Here is a 16,401-nt window from a genome sequence, read left to right as displayed (position 1 = left end):
CTGACGAACCGCGGCGCCCGTTTCGCGGCCACGGGCCGCTCCTACAGGATTGCGTGGCTTCATTGTAGGAGCGGTCATCGGCCGCGAAGGGCGCGCCGCGGTTCTTGCTGACGAACCGCGGTGCCCGTTTCGCGGCCACGGATCGCTCCTGCAGGATTGCGTGGCTTCACTCTGTGCGGTTCAGGTACATGCGGGTGGTGAGCAGGTACACCGGGACGCCGGAAATCAGGATCAGCAGTGCCGCGTAGGGCGCGGCGGCGGCGAATTCCATGTTCGAGGTGTGCGACCACACCTCGGTTGCCAGCGTCGTCATGCCAGTTGGGGCCAACACCAGCGTGGCGGTCAGTTCTTTCATGCCATCGAGGAACACCAGCGCGAATGCCGCCGCCATTGCCGGGAAGATGATCGGGAGAGTCACCCGGCAGAATGCGGTGAACGGCGTGGCGCCCAGGGTACGTGCCGCTTCTTCGAGCGCAGGCGCGGCCTTGTTCAGGGCAGTACGCACCGGCGCCTGCGCCAGGGGCAGAAACAGCAGCGCGTAGGCCAGCAACAGTAGCCCTGTGGTCTGGTACATCGCCGGAACGTAGTGCAGGGCGAAATACACCAGCGTCAAGGCGATCACCAGCCCCGGTAGCGCATGCAGCAGATAGGGCAGGCGTTCTGCCCAGATGGCCAGGCGGCCCCGGTGGCGCACCACCAACAGCCCCACGGGCAATGCCAGCGCCAGGCACAGCGCGGCGCCGCCCAGGGCCAATGCCAACGAGGTCAACAGCGCCTCGCCGATGGCCGCCACGGGAAAGGCCGCCGACGAGCCCTTCACCAGCCAATAGCCGAGCATGGCCAGTGGCACACCGCTGCCCACGATCACCAGCAGCAGGCAATACGACTGCGCCAACACGCGCCAGGCGCCGAGCCGCAACGGCGTTGCACGCCGGGCAGCGCCCTGGCCGGTGCGAATGTGACGCGCGTTGCCACGCACCTTCAGCTCCAGCCACAGCAGCAATAGGCACAGAACCAGCAGCAGTGCCGACAGCATCGCCGCATTGGTGTTGCTGAATTCCAGTTCGAACTGTTGATAGATCGCTGTGGTGAAGGTCTGCAGCCCCAGGATCGACAGGGCGCCGAACTCCACCAGCATGTGCAGCGCGATCAGCAGCGCCCCGCCCAGCACCGCCGGCCACAGCAGCGGCAGCGTGACCTTGAAGAACACCCCCGTGCGGTTCTGCCCCAGCGTGCGCGCCGATTCCTCCAGAGAGGTGTCCAGATTGCGCAGCGTTGCGGCAACCGGCAGAAACACCAGCGGGTATTTCGACAGGGTCATCACCAGAATCGCGCCGCCCAATCCTTCGAATCGTGGGCTGAGCGAAACCCAGGTAAAGCCGCTGACGAAGGCAGGTACCGCGAACGGCAGGCAGAGGATCACGCCCCAGAGACGTCGGCCGGCCAGGTCGCTGCGTTCGAGCAGCCAGGCCAGGCTCACGCCGATGACCACGCAGGCCGCCGTCACCCCGGCCATCAACATCAGGGTGTTGCCCAGCAAGCGCAGCACGTAAGGACGCCACAACAGCCTGATGGCTTCGTGGAGGCCCGCTTGCCACGCCTTCAGGCCAACGTAGAGCAGGGGCAGCAGGCTTAGCCCGACCAGCAGCAGGACGGGTACGAGCACCCAGATCGAGGGGCGCTTGCGCCGCCCCGCAGGCACGACGAGAGATGTGGTCAATTCAGGCCGACGTCCCGTTCCAGGTCCAGCGCGTCCTCGGCATTGCCGATGTCTGCCGGAGTGATGGCCGGTGCCTGCAGCTCGTCGAACGGCTTCAGGCCGCGGTCCGAGACCATGCCTTTGTGCAGTGGGTACTCGGCAGTGGTCTGGGTGATGACGCGCTGGCCTTCCTCGCTGGCCATGTAGGCGAGCAGCGCCTGGGCTTCCCGCGGGTGCTTGCTGGACTTGAGAACGGCAGCGGAAGAAATGGTGATCAGGCCGCCGGCGTCGCCATTGCTGAAGTAATGCAGTTTGGAGTCGAGCTGGCCTTTCTCGCGCTGGAGTGCGAACCAGTAGTAGTTGTTTACCAGAACAGTGGCGATTTCACCGTTCTCCACCGCCTTGAGGGCGACCATGTTGTTCGTGTAGGTCTTGCCGAAGGCGCGCAGACCGGTCAGCCATTCCTCGGCGGCCTCGCGACCGTGCAGCTTGATGATGGCCACGGCCTGCTCCTGGAAGGCTCCGCTGGTGGGCACGAAGCCGACCTTGCCCTGCCACTGCGGCTCGGCGAACTCCAGCACCGTTTCAGGCAGGTCTTTTTCGTCGATCAGCTTCGGGTTGTAGGCCACCACCCGTACGCGAGCGGTCACGCCCATCCACGAACCGTCCTTGGCGACGTATTCGGGCGGCAGCATGCTCAGGGTGCTGCCGTCGATTTTGGCCAGAAAGCCTTTCTCGCCCAGATTGTTCAGAGGGGGTGATTCTTCGGTGTAGATGAGATCCGCCGGAGAGCGCTGGCCTTCTTCCATTACCTGGCTGGCCAATTGATTGCTGCTGCCCTTGCGGACATTGACATGAATCCCGGTCTTGGCCTCGTAGGCCTGCGCGATGGCTTCGCCTATTTCCTTGTGCTGGCCATTGTAGAGGGTCAGTTCGACCTTGTCGGCGGCCAAGGCCAACGGGGCGGCGAGTGCCGTGCCCAGCAGGCAGGCGGCCAGGGTGCGAAAAAGGGACCGGAGGGTTCGTGTGGGCATGGGGCAACTTCCTTACGGCAGGGCAGCGGAATCTTGAAACAATTGTAAACGATATAGGTTCTCAGGTGGCCTTTCGGATCCACGCAAGGCTTATCCCTGGGAGCGGTCATCGGCCGGGAAGGGCGCCCTGGGGTGTGTCAGGAGGACCGCGTCGCCTGTTTCGCGGCCACGGACCGCTCCTACGAGAGCGCGCGTATGCAGACCTACCGTAGGAGCGGTCATCGGCCGCGAAAGGCGCCCCGGGGTGTGTCAGGAAGACCGCGTCGCCTGTTTCGCGGCCACGGACCGCTCCTACGGGAGAATGGTGGGGAGATTTTGGGGTGCCGGAAACGCAAAAACCCGCTTTCGCGGGTTCTTGTGAAGAATTGGTGCCCAGAAGAAGACTCGAACTTCCACGACCGTAAGGTCACCAGCACCTGAAGCTGGCGTGTCTACCAATTTCACCATCTGGGCAGCATCAGCAGCGTTGCACGCCGTTGATGGGGCGCACTATACGACCGCCCTTTTGATCTGTAAACCCCTGTTTTGATTTTGTTAATTCAAAACATCCAACTGCCTGAAAAAGCCCTGAAACGCAAAAACCCGCTTTCGCGGGCTTTTGTGAGTGGCACAAGATTGATGTAATCTCGTGTCCTGAATTGGTGCCCAGAAGAAGACTCGAACTTCCACGACCGTAAGGTCACCAGCACCTGAAGCTGGCGTGTCTACCAATTTCACCATCTGGGCAGCATCTGCAACGCTGTGCGTTGTCGATGGCGCGCACTATACGGAGCGCTCTTTACGCTGTAAACCCCTGTGGCGAGAAAAATCGACTAAAATTCCCCAGTGGCGTCCCGGACACTGTTTTCGACCTCGGGGCAGGGCTTTTAACTGGCAGGCAGCGCCTGAAATTTCCCGTTTCAATACGCGTATGCCAAACTAACGCCTATATAGACAAGGTGAATTCTCTCTAATGGCCGATTGGCAGACCCTCGATCCCGAGGCCGCTCGTGAAGCGGAAAAATACGAAAACCCCATTCCCAGCCGTGAGCTGATCCTCAAGCACCTCGACGAGCGCGGCTCTCCCGCCAGCCGCGAGCAGCTGGTGGACGAGTTCGGCCTCACCACCGAGGACCAGCTGGAAGCCCTGCGCCGCCGCTTGCGTGCCATGGAGCGCGATGCGCAACTGATCTACACCCGTCGCGGCACCTATGCCCCGGTCGACAAGCTCGACCTGATCGCCGGCCGCATCAGCGGTCACCGCGATGGCTTCGGCTTCCTGATCCCCGACGACGGCAGCGACGATCTTTTCATGAGCCCGGCGCAGATGCGTCTGGTGTTCGATGGCGACCGTGCCCTGGCACGGGTTTCCGGCCTCGACCGTCGCGGTCGTCGCGAAGGCGTGATCGTCGAAGTGGTGTCGCGTGCCCATGAAACCATCGTTGGCCGCTACTTCGAAGAAGGCGGCATTGGTTTCGTGACACCGGACAACCCCAAGGTGCAGCAGGAAGTGCTGATCACCCCCGGTCGCCACGGCGCCGCGAAGATCGGCCAGTTCGTCGGGGTGAAGATCACCCACTGGCCAACCGCGCGCTTCCAGCCTCAGGGTGACATCGTCGAGGTGCTGGGCAACTACATGGCGCCCGGCATGGAAATCGACGTCGCCCTGCGCACCTACGACATTCCTCATGTATGGCCCGAAGCCGTGCTCAAGGAGGCCGCCAAGCTCAAGCCGCAGGTGGAAGACAAGGACAAGGAGAAGCGCATCGACCTGCGCCATCTGCCGTTCGTGACCATCGACGGCGAAGACGCGCGCGACTTCGACGATGCCGTCTATTGCGAAGCCAAGAGCAAGCTGCGCCTGTTCAACGGCGGCTGGACCCTGTACGTCGCCATTGCCGACGTGTCCAGCTACGTGAAGCTTGGCTCGGCGCTCGATACCGAAGCCCAGGTACGTGGCAACTCGGTGTACTTCCCCGAGCGCGTGATTCCGATGCTGCCCGAGCAGCTGTCCAACGGCCTGTGTTCGCTGAACCCCCATGTCGACCGCTTGGCCATGGTCTGCGAGATGACCATCTCCAAGACCGGCGAGATGACCGACTACAGCTTCTACGAAGCCGTGATCCACTCCCATGCGCGCCTGACCTACAACAAGGTCAGTACCCTGCTCGAGCATTCGCGCAGCAGCGAAGCCAAGGCCCTGCGTGGCGAGTTTGGCGATGTGCTGCCGCATCTCAAGCAGCTGTATGCCCTGTACAAGGTGCTGCTGTCGGCGCGTCACGTGCGTGGTGCCATCGACTTCGAAACCCAGGAGACGCGCATCGTCTTCGGTTCCGAGCGCAAGATCGCCGAGATCAAGCCGACCATCCGCAACGATGCCCACAAGCTGATCGAGGAATGCATGCTGGCGGCCAACGTGGCCACTGCCGAATTCCTCAAGAAACACGAAATCCCGGCGCTGTATCGCGTCCACGACGGTCCGCCGCCGGAGCGTCTGGAAAAGCTGCGTGCTTTCCTCGGCGAGCTTGGCCTGTCGCTGAACAAGGGCAAGGACGGTCCGTCGCCCAAGGATTACCGTGCACTGCTGGAAGCCATCCAGGGTCGCCCGGATTTCCACGTGATCCAGACCGTCATGCTGCGTTCGTTGAGCCAGGCGGTGTACAGCGCCGACAACCATGGTCACTTCGGCCTGAACTACGAGGCGTACACCCACTTCACCTCGCCGATCCGCCGCTACCCCGACCTGCTCACGCACCGGGCGATCCGCAGCGTGATCCACTCCAAGCAGGACACCCCGCACGTCAAGCGCGCCGGTGCCCCGACCATTCCCAAGGCGCGCATCTATCCGTACGACGAAGCGGCGCTGGAACAGTTGGGCGAAGAGTGTTCGATGAGCGAGCGCCGTGCCGACGAAGCCACTCGTGACGTGGTCAATTGGCTCAAGTGCGAGTTCATGAAGGACCGCGTGGGCGAAACCTTCCCTGGCGTGATCACCGCCGTGACCGGTTTCGGCCTGTTCGTCGAGCTGACCGATATCTTCGTCGAAGGCCTGGTGCACGTCACCGCGCTGCCGGGCGACTACTACCATTTCGACCCGATCCACCATCGTCTGGCCGGCGAGCGCACCGGGCGCAATTTCCGCCTTGGCGACACGGTCGAGGTGCAGGTCATGCGGGTCGACCTGGACGAGCGCAAGATCGATTTCGGTATCGGCGAAGCAACGCTGAACCAGCCGATCGGGCGCAAGAACCGCAAGGCCGACGCGCCGGCCGGCAAGCCCAAGAGCTATCCGACCACGCCGGCGGTCGAAAAGACCGCCGCCGAGAAGCCGGCCGCCGCTGCCGCCAAGCGCAGCGCTGCCCCGAGCAAGGCGCGCAAGGCCGACAGCGAAGAGGTCTATCGGGCATCCGATGCCGCCGCGCAGAACGCCGAGGTGCGCAAGAGCCGTGAAATGAAGAAGGCCCTGCTTGCCGATGCAGCCAAGGGCGGCTCGGCCAAGGCTTCCGGCAGCCGCAACGGCGGTACTGGCAGCACGGGCGCCGGAGGCGATGCCAAGGCGACCAAGCACCGCAAGGGTTCATCGAAATCGGGCAGCCGCAAACCCAAGGCTAAGTCATGAGTCAGCTGGAAAAAATCTACGGCGTGCACGCGGTGGAGGCGCTGTTGCGCCATCATCCCAAGCGGGTCAAGCAGATCTGGCTGTCCGAAGGGCGCAGTGAGCCGCGGGTACAGACCTTGGTCGAGCTTGCCACGCAGAATCGTGTGGCGGTTGGCCAGGCCGAGCGGCGTGAGCTGGATGCCTGGGTCGAAGGCGTGCACCAAGGGGTAGTGGCGGAGGTCAGCCCGAGTCAGGTGTGGGGCGAGGCGATGCTCGACGAGCTGCTGGATCGCACCGAGGGCCCGCCGTTGCTGCTGGTTCTGGATGGCGTGACCGATCCGCACAATCTGGGTGCCTGCCTGCGTACCGCCGATGCGGCCGGTGCGCTGGCGGTGATCGTGCCCAAGGACAAATCGGCCACCCTCACTCCTGCCGTGCGCAAGGTGGCGTGTGGCGCAGCGGAAGTGATTCCGCTGGTGGCCGTGACCAACCTGGCCCGTACCCTGGAAAAACTCCAGCAGCGTGGCCTGTGGGTCGTGGGTACCGCCGGCGAGGCGGAAAACGAGATCTACCAGCAGGACATGACCGGGCCCACCATCCTGATCATGGGCGCCGAAGGCAAGGGCATGCGTCGCCTGACGCGCGAGCACTGCGACTACCTGGTCAAGCTGCCGATGGCGGGCAGCGTGAGCAGCCTGAACGTGTCGGTGGCGACCGGGATCTGTCTGTTCGAAGCGGTTCGTCAGCGTAACGCCAAGAAGAAATGATCCGCCCGGGCCAACCCCTCCGCGAGCCCTCTGCCCGCGAAGGGGTTGGTCGCGACACCGCCATCGCTGTACAAATATTCACCAATCCCCTTGCTTCCCCCCAACCCCTTCTCTACAATTGCGCCCCTTGCCGTGATGGCTGGTGCACTCGTGCGCCTCTATCCAAAAGCCACAAGGCAAGACACACAGTGTCATTCACTCCTTGTCTGACCGCTCTGGCGGCAGGCTACAACCCGTAAGGAGCATTCATGCGTCATTACGAAATCATCTTTCTGGTCCACCCGGATCAGAGCGAGCAAGTCGGCGGCATGGTTGAGCGTTACACCAAGCTGATCGAAGAAGACGGCGGCAAGATCCACCGTCTGGAAGATTGGGGCCGTCGTCAACTGGCCTACGCCATCAACAACGTTCACAAGGCTCACTACGTGATGCTGAACGTTGAGTGCACCGGCAAGGCCCTGGCCGAGCTGGAAGACAACTTCCGCTACAACGATGCCGTGATCCGTAACCTTGTCATCCGTCGCGACGAAGCCGTCACCGACCAGTCCGAGATGCTCAAGGCAGAAGAAAACCGCAGCGAGCGCCGTGAGCGTCGTGACCGTCCTGAGCACTCTGACAGCGCCGATGGCGATGACAGCGACAACAGCGACGCCAGCGATAACGCTGACGAGTAATCCACGGACCTTTTGAGGAGCCCATTACATGGCACGTTTCTTCCGTCGTCGTAAATTTTGCCGCTTCACCGCTGAAGATGTGAAGGAGATCGATTACAAGGATCTCAACACTCTGAAAGCCTACGTATCCGAAACCGGCAAGATCGTTCCAAGCCGTATCACCGGTACCAAGGCTCGTTATCAGCGTCAGCTGGCCGTCGCTATCAAGCGCGCCCGCTTCCTGGCCCTGCTGGCCTACACCGACAGCCACGGCCGCTGAGACCGGGTTGTCGATACGCAGTAAAAGGATAGATACGCATGCGTGCCCTGGCTGATTTCATCATGCGCGGTCGCATGCAGGCCACTCTGGTAGTGGTCGGATGCGCGGCATTGCCGCTGTTGTTCTGGTTGAGTGCTGCCGCAGCGTGCCTGGTGTACCTGCGGCGCGGCATGAGTGACGCCATTGGCGTCCTCATCTGGGCTCTGCTGCCGGCTTTGGCCTGGTGGTACTTCGGTGAACCGCGCACCTTGATGGTGTTGCTGGGCGCACTGGGGCTCGCGGCGCTGTTGCGCGCGGGGTGGGCCTGGAATCGCGTGCTGCTGGCCAGCATAGCGCTGGGGCTGGTGTACGGAGTGTTGTTGGGCGTGGTGTTTCGCGAACCCATCGAAGCGTTGGCGCAGGCGTTGAACGAACGCCTGCCGCAGATGCTCGGTGGTCTCTACCAGCAGATGTCGGTAGAGGAGCGGGCCAGCCTTGGCAGCCTCATTGCGCCGGTACTCAATGGCCTGATAGCGGCCTTGTTGCAAGTCGTCAGCGTGGCAGCCCTGATGCTGGGGCGTTACTGGCAGGCGGCGTTGTACAACCCGGGTGGTTTTGGCAGCGAGTTTCGCGCCATTCGCATTCCACTCTGGCCGGCGGTATTGCTGCTGGCGTGCATGCTCATCGGTCCGAACTTCGGACCTCAGATGGCCATGTTGACGCCGCTGTGCAGCGTACCGCTGGTGTTCGCCGGGCTGGCCCTGATGCATGGGCTGGTCAAGGCGGGCAAGCTGGGCAGGTTCTGGCTCGTGGGGATGTACGTCACGCTCGTGCTGTTTATGCAGCTGATCTATCCGTTGCTCGTGGTCCTGGCCATTGTCGACAGCCTGATTGATTTTCGCGGTCGAATCGGGCCGAAAGGCACCGATAGCGATTCCGCGAACGGTGAAGGTTAAAAGTTAAGAGGTTTATACCAAATGGAACTGATCCTGCTGGAAAAAGTCGCCAACCTGGGCAACCTGGGCGATAAGGTAAATGTTAAGGCCGGCTACGGTCGTAACTTCCTGCTGCCATTCGGCAAGGCTACCGCTGCGACCGCTGCCAACCTGGCTGCGTTCGAAGAGCGTCGCGCCGAGCTGGAAAAAGCAGCTGCCGACAAGAAGGCTTCGGCCGAAACGCGTGCTGCCCAACTGGCCGAGCTGGAAGTGACCATCACTGCCACCGCTGGCGACGAAGGCAAGCTGTTCGGTTCGATCGGCACCCACGACATCGCTGACGCCCTGACCGCCTCCGGCGTCGAAGTGGCCAAGTCTGAAGTGCGTCTGCCGAACGGCACCATCCGTAACGTTGGCGAATACGACGTAGCCGTGCACCTGCACAGCGACGTTGAAGCTACCGTACGCGTTGTCGTAGTAGCTGCATAAGTCGGCTGGCACCTCTGGTGCCAGGCGGTTTAACATCGGGCACGACCTGTTCACAGGTCGTGCCTTTTGTTTTTGTGAAGAAGCTGTTTTCTGCAACCCGAATTTCAAGTGGCCATGAACGAGATATCCGCTCCCGAGCAATATGATCTGCAAACCGCTGCCCTCAAGGTGCCGCCGCATTCCGTCGAGGCCGAACAGGCCGTGCTCGGTGGGTTGATGCTGGACAACAACGCCTGGGAACGTGTGCTCGATCAGGTTTCGGACGGCGATTTCTATCGTCATGACCACCGGCTGATCTTCCGCGCCATCGCCAAGCTGGCCGATCAGAACACGCCTTTCGACGTGGTCACCCTGCACGAACAGCTCGACAAGGAAGGCCAGGGCACTCAGGTCGGTGGCCTGGGTTACCTGGGCGAGCTGGCGAAGAACACCCCGTCGGTGGCCAACATCAAGGCCTACGCGCAGATCGTTCGCGAGCGTGCCACCCTGCGCCAGTTGATCAGCATCAGCAGCGAGATCGCCGACAGTGCGTTCAATCCGCAGGGGCGCAATGCTGCCGAGATTCTCGACGAGGCCGAACGGCAGATTTTCCAGATCGCCGAGGCGCGGCCCAAGACCGGTGGCCCGGTCAGTGTCAACGACCTGCTGACCAAGGCCATCGATCGCATCGACACCCTGTTCAATACCGATGCGGCCATCACCGGCCTGTCCACCGGCTACACCGATCTGGACGAGAAGACCAGCGGCCTGCAGCCGGCCGACCTGATCATCGTCGCCGGCCGTCCGTCCATGGGCAAGACCACCTTTGCCATGAACCTGGTGGAAAACGCCGTACTGCGCAGCGAGAAAGCCGTGCTGGTGTACTCGCTGGAGATGCCAGGCGATTCGCTGATCATGCGTATGCTTTCCTCGCTGGGACGTATCGATCAGACCAAGGTGCGCTCGGGTCGGCTGGACGACGACGATTGGCCGCGCCTGACCTCGGCGGTCAACCTGCTCAACGATCGCAAGCTGTTCATCGACGATACGGCCGGAATCAGTCCGTCGGAGATGCGTGCGCGTACGCGTCGCCTGGTGCGCGAGCACGGCGAGATCGGCCTGATCATGATCGACTACCTGCAGTTGATGCAGATCCCCGGTTCCAGCGGCGACAACCGTACCAACGAGATCTCCGAGATCTCTCGCTCGCTGAAGGCGCTGGCCAAGGAGTTCAATTGCCCGGTGGTGGCGCTGTCGCAGCTCAACCGCTCGCTCGAGCAACGCCCGAACAAGCGCCCGGTGAACTCCGACCTGCGAGAGTCCGGCGCCATCGAGCAGGATGCCGACGTGATCATGTTCGTCTATCGCGACGAGGTGTATCACCCGGACACCGAGCACAAGGGCATTGCCGAGATCATCATCGGCAAGCAGCGTAACGGTCCGATCGGTTTCATCCGCCTGGCCTTCATCGGCAAGTACACCCGCTTCGAGAACCTCGCTCCGGGCAGCTACAACTTCGACGACGACGAGTAAATGCGCTGTTCGGATTTCCCGTTGGAGCGGTCCATGGCCGCGAATGAGCGGTGCGGTTGGGTCAGGTACACCGCGTTGGGGCTTTCGCGGCCGCTGACCGCTCCTACAGCAGGGATCCAGGTTCAACGAGCTCTGTCGGCGGAAAATTCGCCAGCCATTTCCGACTAAAGCCATCGGAATTGGTTATTTTTTGTGCTATATTCCGCGCCCGCGATTTTTCATACGGTCATCGACATGCAAGCAGCCAAGCCGCTTTTTGACTATCCCAAATACTGGGCCGAATGCTTCGGCCCAGCGCCTTTCCTGCCCATGAGCAGGGAGGAGATGGATCAGCTTGGCTGGGATTCCTGCGACATCATCATCGTCACCGGTGATGCCTATGTCGACCATCCGTCGTTCGGAATGGCCATCATCGGCCGGCTGTTGGAAGCCCAGGGGTTTCGCGTGGGCATCATTGCCCAGCCGAACTGGCAGTCCAAGGACGACTTCATGAAGCTGGGTGAGCCTAACCTGTTCTTCGGTGTCGCGGCCGGCAACATGGATTCGATGATCAACCGCTACACCGCCGACAAGAAGGTGCGTTCCGACGACGCCTACACGCCCGGCGGCCAGGCCGGCTCGCGGCCAGACCGCGCCAGCCTGGTGTACAGCCAGCGATGCAAGGAAGCCTACAAGCATGTGCCGATCGTGCTGGGCGGCATCGAAGCATCGCTGCGCCGCATCGCGCACTACGACTACTGGCAGGACAAGGTTCGTCATTCGATCCTGATCGACGCCTGCGCCGATATCCTGCTGTACGGCAACGCCGAGCGCGCCATCGTCGAAGTGGCCCAGCGCCTGTCGTACGGTCAGAAGGTCGAAGAGATCACCGACATTCGCGGCACCGCGTTCATTCGCCGCGATACGCCCAAGGACTGGTACGAGGTCGACTCGACCCGTATCGACCGGCCGGGCAAGGTCGACAAGATCATCAACCCGTACGTGAACACTCAGGACACCCAGGCCTGCGCCATCGAGCAGGAGAAGGGCAACGTCGAAGACCCGAACGAAGCCAAGGTGGTGCAGATCCTGGCCAGCCCGCGGATGACGCGGGACAAGACGGTGATTCGCCTGCCTTCCTTCGAGAAGGTGCGCGGCGATGCCGTGCTGTACGCCCACGCCAACCGCGTGCTGCACCTGGAAACCAACCCAGGCAATGCCCGTGCCTTGGTGCAGCGGCATGGCGAAGTGGACGTGTGGTTCAACCCGCCGCCCATTCCCATGACCACCGAGGAAATGGACTACGTGTTCGGCATGCCCTATGCCCGGGTTCCGCACCCGGCGTACGGCAACCAGAAAATCCCGGCCTACGACATGATTCGCTTCTCGGTGAACATCATGCGCGGCTGTTTCGGTGGCTGCACCTTCTGCTCGATCACCGAGCACGAGGGGCGGATCATCCAGAACCGTTCCGAAGAGTCGATCATTCGCGAGATCGAAGAGATCCGCGACAAGGTGCCAGGTTTTACCGGAGTGATCTCCGACCTCGGCGGCCCGACCGCGAACATGTACCGCATCGCCTGCAAGAGCCCGGAAATCGAATCCGCGTGCCGCAAGCCGTCGTGCGTGTTCCCGGGGATCTGCCCGAACCTTAACACCGACCACTCTTCGCTGATCCAGCTGTATCGCAGCGCGCGGGCACTGCCGGGCGTGAAGAAGATCCTCATTGCCTCGGGCCTGCGCTACGACCTGGCGGTGGAGTCCCCCGAGTACGTCAAGGAGCTGGTGACGCACCACGTCGGCGGCTACCTCAAGATCGCCCCGGAGCATACCGAGGAAGGTCCGCTGAATCAGATGATGAAGCCGGGTATCGGCTCGTACGACAAATTCAAGCGCATGTTCGAGAAATTCTCGAAAGAAGCGGGCAAGGAGCAGTACCTGATCCCGTACTTCATCGCCGCCCACCCCGGCACCACCGATGAAGACATGATGAACCTGGCGCTGTGGCTCAAGGGCAACGGTTTCCGTGCCGACCAGGTGCAGGCGTTCTACCCCTCGCCGATGGCTTCGGCCACCGCGATGTACCACTCGGGCAAGAACCCGCTGCGCAAGGTCACCTACAAGAGCGACAACCTGACCATCGTCAAGAGCGAGGAACAGCGTCGCCTGCACAAGGCATTCCTGCGCTATCACGACCCCAAGGGCTGGCCGATGCTGCGCGAGGCACTGGAACGCATGGGCCGTGCCGACCTGATCGGTCCGGGGAAAAACCAGCTGATTCCGTTGCATCAGCCGGCTACCGACACCTATCAGAGTGCGCGACGCAAGAATTCCACCCCGGCCGGCAGCCACAAGGTAGCCAAGGAAACCCGCATCCTGACCCAGCACACCGGGTTGCCGCCGCGTGCCAGCGACGGTTCCAAGCCGTGGGACAAGCGCGAGCAGGCCAAGGCTGCCGCCGAGGCGCGCAGCAAGCAGGCCGCCAAGGATCGCCAGCAGGCTGCCAAGCCCGGCAAGGGCAAGGGCAAGCCGACTCGCCAGCCTGTCCTGCCGCGCTGATGCACGTTGCGCTGCCGTGAGCGCGATGGCTTACGGCTCGGTGTGACCGTCAGGCACGGTGTCGGTCGACTTCGGCTGCGCTCGTCGCGGTGGGCGTGCGGCGATGGCGTCGTGGGCTGGGTTGTCGGTCGTGTCCAGCACTCCGTCTCTGGTCGCACTGCGGATGGCGTCGATCAGTGCCTGGGTGGGGCGCAACGACGTCTTGCGCTGTCTTGAAGGCTGCGCGGTGAGCAGGGCTTGCGCAGCGGTGTCTTGGTCGGTTGGCATGGGGATATCTCCTGATTGAATGAGCGCCCACAGTAAGGTGAGCGCCTCCTGCCTGGGCAATACAGGTTTATCGCACCACGATGCGCCCAATGTATGCGACGCTGGCACACGCCGAACGAGGGCAACCGTTCGATCGGATGTCCCGCTTCGCAGTGCAGTGGCTGAACCCTCCACATGGCATAAGTCTTGCGCCGTGCACTTACCTTCCAGGCTCGCAGGAGGCACGCCGTGTCGATTCATGTCGCACTGAACCATGTCACCCATTATCGCTACGACCGCGCCGTCGATGTCGGCCCTCAAGTGGTGCGCCTGCGCCCCGCGCCGCACAGCCGCACGCGGGTGCTTTCCTATGCCTTGAAAGTGTCGCCAGCGCAGCACTTCATCAATTGGCAGCAGGACCCGCAGGGCAACTACCTGGCCCGCCTGGTGTTTCCGGAGAAGGCCACCGAGCTGCGCATCGAAGTGGACCTGGTTGCCGAGATCGCGGTGTTCAATCCCTTCGATTTCTTTCTCGAACCGCATGCGCAGCAGATTCCCTTCGCATACACCGACGAAGAGCAGCATGAGCTGGCCCCCTACCTGGAAACACTGGCCCTGACGCCCAGGTTTCAAGCGTACCTGGACGGCATCGACCGTACGCCGATCCCCAGTATCGATTTCCTGGTCAGGCTGAACCAGCAACTCAGCCAGGACATTCGCTACCTGCTGCGCATGGAGCCGGGCGTGCAGACGCCCGAGCACACGCTGCTCACCGGTGCCGGTTCGTGCCGCGATTCAGCCTGGCTGCTGGTGCAGCTGATGCGCCGACTGGGGATTGCCGCGCGCTTCGTCTCCGGCTACCTGATCCAATTGGTCGCCGACGAGCAGGCCCTCGACGGTCCGTCCGGTACCGATGTCGATTTCACCGACCTGCATGCCTGGTGCGAGGTGTATTTGCCGGGCGCTGGCTGGATTGGTCTGGACGCCACGTCCGGGCTGTTTGCCGGGGAGGGCCACATTCCCCTGGCGTGCAGTCCCGAACCTTCTTCGGCGGCGCCGATCAGTGGCCGGGTGGAGCCCTGTGAGGTGACGTTTTCCCACCGGATGTCGGTGCAGCGTATCTGGCAGACGCCACGCGTCACCTGGCCGTTGAGCGAAGAGCAATGGGCGGACATGCTGGCCCTGGGGCAGCGGGTCGATGCCGATCTGCGCGCAGAGGACGTGCGCCTGTGCATCGGCAGCGAGCCGACCTTCGTGGCCATGGATGGCGCCGATGCCGCAACGTGGGAAGCTCGAAGCGACGCACCTGCCAGTGGTTTCAAGGCTACGTCGATGCCAGGCGTGTTCAAGGTCGACGTGCCGCCATCCACAAGCTGGGCGCAGTCGGTCCAGGGTGTGGATGAGCTGTACGAGCAGGCCCGGCAGGGTCGCCTGGAGGCCCAGCGATTCATGATCGACGGTCGGCAGACCGGCACCGGCGCGGGTAATCCGTTGCTGCTGGGTGGGACGACGGCGGCGGATTCGCCGTTTCTGCGCCGGCCCGACCTGCTGCGCAGTCTGATCGGCTATTGGCATGATCATCCGGCGCTGTCGTATCTGTTCAGTGGCACGGCCTGGCCGACCCCGCGGGTCGACGAAACGCGCGGCGATGCGTTGTACGAACTCGAGATCGCTCTGGCGCAATTGCCCGTTCCCGGCGTGCCGTGCCCAACAGGGCTGATCGACCGTGTGCTGCGCCATCTGTTGGTGGATATGACCGGTAACCCTGCCGGCGCGCAGTTCTGCATTGCCCGTCTGGACGGTGACGGACCAGGAGAGCGCGCGGGGCTGCTGCGCCTGCAGGGCCTGGAAATGCCACCCCATGGGCGCATGAACCTGGCTCTGCAACTGTTGCTGCGCAGCCTGGTGGCGCGCTTCTGGCGCAAGCCCTACGCACCGGCCAGGCTGACCCGCTGGGGTACACAGCTGCACGACCGCTTCATGCTGCCGTACTACATCGAGCGCGATTTCGCCGAGGTGATCGACGATCTGAATGCACACGGTTATGCCGTGGATGCCGGATGGTTTGCCGCACAACGGGCGTTTCGCTTCCCCACGATGGGCGACTGCGTTGTAGAGGGGATTGCCGTGGAGCTGCGCCATGCCCTGGAGCCTGGCCCCGGACGAGGCAGTGCCAGTGGGGCGCCGCAGTCGCCGGACGCATCGCTGGAACGCCTGCAGGTGCGCGTCAATGGGTTGCTGGCCGATCGTTACCGGCTGGCTGTCAATGGCCAGCCCCTGCCGCTGACCGCTACCGGTCGTGCCGGCGAGTTCGTTGCGGGAGTGCGCTACCGTGCCTGGCAGGCCGATCACGGCGATGACGTCGCCGGCCAGGCGCATGTGCCGCTGACCTTCGACATCGTCGACACCTGGACGCAGCGCTCGCTGGGTGGGTGCCAGTACCATGCGGTGCACCCCGGCGGGCGCAGCTACGACAGCCCACCGGTGAATGCCAACGAAGCCGAAAGCCGGCGTCTGGCGCGGTTCTTTCGGATCGGCCACAGCCCCGGCAGGCTGGTACTGCCAGCGCTCAAGGTGGACGATGACTTGCCGATGACCCTGGACATGCGCCGCGTTCCTCAAGGCGGGGTGTGAGCCATGGACGGTATCCGCGCACCGTGCAGGCTGCGATAATCGTTCTTCTCAACGCTGC

At 62.8% G+C, this 16,401-nt stretch carries 12 protein-coding genes and 2 tRNA genes; 9 read left to right on the top strand and 5 right to left on the bottom strand.

Translation table 11 applies throughout. From position 1 onward, the window contains the following. Window positions 1-166: 166 nt before the first annotated feature. From H7993_RS18880 to H7993_RS18865, 4 genes are all read right to left on the bottom strand, one after another. Window positions 167-1,720: an ABC transporter permease gene (locus tag H7993_RS18880; RefSeq protein WP_185795309.1), complete on the bottom strand. Its 1,554-nt coding sequence runs from the start codon at window positions 1,718-1,720 to the stop codon at window positions 167-169. Further along, a complete protein-coding gene (locus H7993_RS18875) occupies window positions 1,717-2,733 on the bottom strand; it encodes an extracellular solute-binding protein (RefSeq protein ID WP_185795308.1) in 1,017 nt (338 codons plus the stop codon). Before H7993_RS18875 ends, H7993_RS18880 begins: the two co-directional genes overlap by 4 nt. Before the next feature lie 366 nt (window positions 2,734-3,099). Continuing rightward, window positions 3,100-3,186 (bottom strand) — tRNA-Leu (locus H7993_RS18870). A gap of 186 nt (window positions 3,187-3,372) precedes the next feature. After that, window positions 3,373-3,459: transfer RNA gene (locus tag H7993_RS18865), tRNA-Leu, on the bottom strand. Between the two features lie 226 nt (window positions 3,460-3,685). On the opposite strand from H7993_RS18865, the gene rnr reads away from it, so the two are divergent. From rnr to H7993_RS18825, 8 genes are all read left to right on the top strand, one after another. Further along, window positions 3,686-6,331, top strand: a complete 2,646-nt coding sequence (gene rnr, locus H7993_RS18860; RefSeq protein ID WP_185795307.1) for a ribonuclease R — start codon at window positions 3,686-3,688, stop codon at window positions 6,329-6,331. Continuing rightward, entirely contained in the window at window positions 6,328-7,077 is a 750-nt protein-coding gene (gene rlmB / locus H7993_RS18855; RefSeq protein ID WP_185795306.1) for a 23S rRNA (guanosine(2251)-2'-O)-methyltransferase RlmB, read from the top strand. Before rnr ends, rlmB begins: the two co-directional genes overlap by 4 nt. 248 nt (window positions 7,078-7,325) lie before the next feature. Next, window positions 7,326-7,751 (top strand): 30S ribosomal protein S6, encoded by a 426-nt coding sequence (gene rpsF, locus H7993_RS18850; RefSeq protein ID WP_122480362.1) that lies wholly within the window; start codon window positions 7,326-7,328, stop codon window positions 7,749-7,751. Window positions 7,752-7,779: 28 nt separating this feature from the next. Continuing rightward, a complete protein-coding gene (rpsR, locus tag H7993_RS18845; RefSeq protein ID WP_008368574.1) occupies window positions 7,780-8,010 on the top strand; it encodes a 30S ribosomal protein S18 in 231 nt (76 codons plus the stop codon). Between the two features lie 38 nt (window positions 8,011-8,048). Then, window positions 8,049-8,945 (top strand): YybS family protein, encoded by an 897-nt coding sequence (locus tag H7993_RS18840; protein ID WP_122480361.1) that lies wholly within the window; start codon window positions 8,049-8,051, stop codon window positions 8,943-8,945. Window positions 8,946-8,966: 21 nt separating this feature from the next. Continuing rightward, window positions 8,967-9,413 carry a 50S ribosomal protein L9 gene (rplI, locus tag H7993_RS18835; protein ID WP_122480360.1) on the top strand — a complete coding sequence of 149 codons (447 nt, stop codon included), beginning with the start codon at window positions 8,967-8,969 and terminating at the stop codon, window positions 9,411-9,413. Window positions 9,414-9,527: 114 nt separating this feature from the next. Beyond that, window positions 9,528-10,925: a replicative DNA helicase gene (gene dnaB, locus H7993_RS18830; RefSeq protein WP_122480359.1), complete on the top strand. Its 1,398-nt coding sequence runs from the start codon at window positions 9,528-9,530 to the stop codon at window positions 10,923-10,925. A 234-nt stretch (window positions 10,926-11,159) separates the two neighbouring features. After that, window positions 11,160-13,463, top strand: coding sequence for a YgiQ family radical SAM protein (locus H7993_RS18825; RefSeq protein WP_122480358.1), 2,304 nt, complete (start codon window positions 11,160-11,162; stop codon window positions 13,461-13,463). A 30-nt stretch (window positions 13,464-13,493) separates the two neighbouring features. Here H7993_RS18825 and H7993_RS18820 read toward each other — a convergent pair whose 3' ends face one another. Next, window positions 13,494-13,730: a hypothetical protein gene (locus H7993_RS18820; protein ID WP_185795305.1), complete on the bottom strand. Its 237-nt coding sequence runs from the start codon at window positions 13,728-13,730 to the stop codon at window positions 13,494-13,496. 228 nt (window positions 13,731-13,958) lie between these two features. On the opposite strand from H7993_RS18820, the gene H7993_RS18815 reads away from it, so the two are divergent. After that, window positions 13,959-16,343 (top strand): transglutaminase family protein, encoded by a 2,385-nt coding sequence (locus H7993_RS18815; protein ID WP_185795304.1) that lies wholly within the window; start codon window positions 13,959-13,961, stop codon window positions 16,341-16,343. Window positions 16,344-16,401 lie beyond the last annotated feature (58 nt).

The sequence above is a fragment of the Pseudomonas baltica genome (assembly GCF_014235765.1).
In the GTDB taxonomy this organism is placed as follows: Bacteria; Pseudomonadota; Gammaproteobacteria; order Pseudomonadales; family Pseudomonadaceae; genus Aquipseudomonas; species Aquipseudomonas baltica.
Note: the sequence above shows the minus strand (reverse complement) of the source record. Positions and strands in the feature narration are given on the sequence as shown.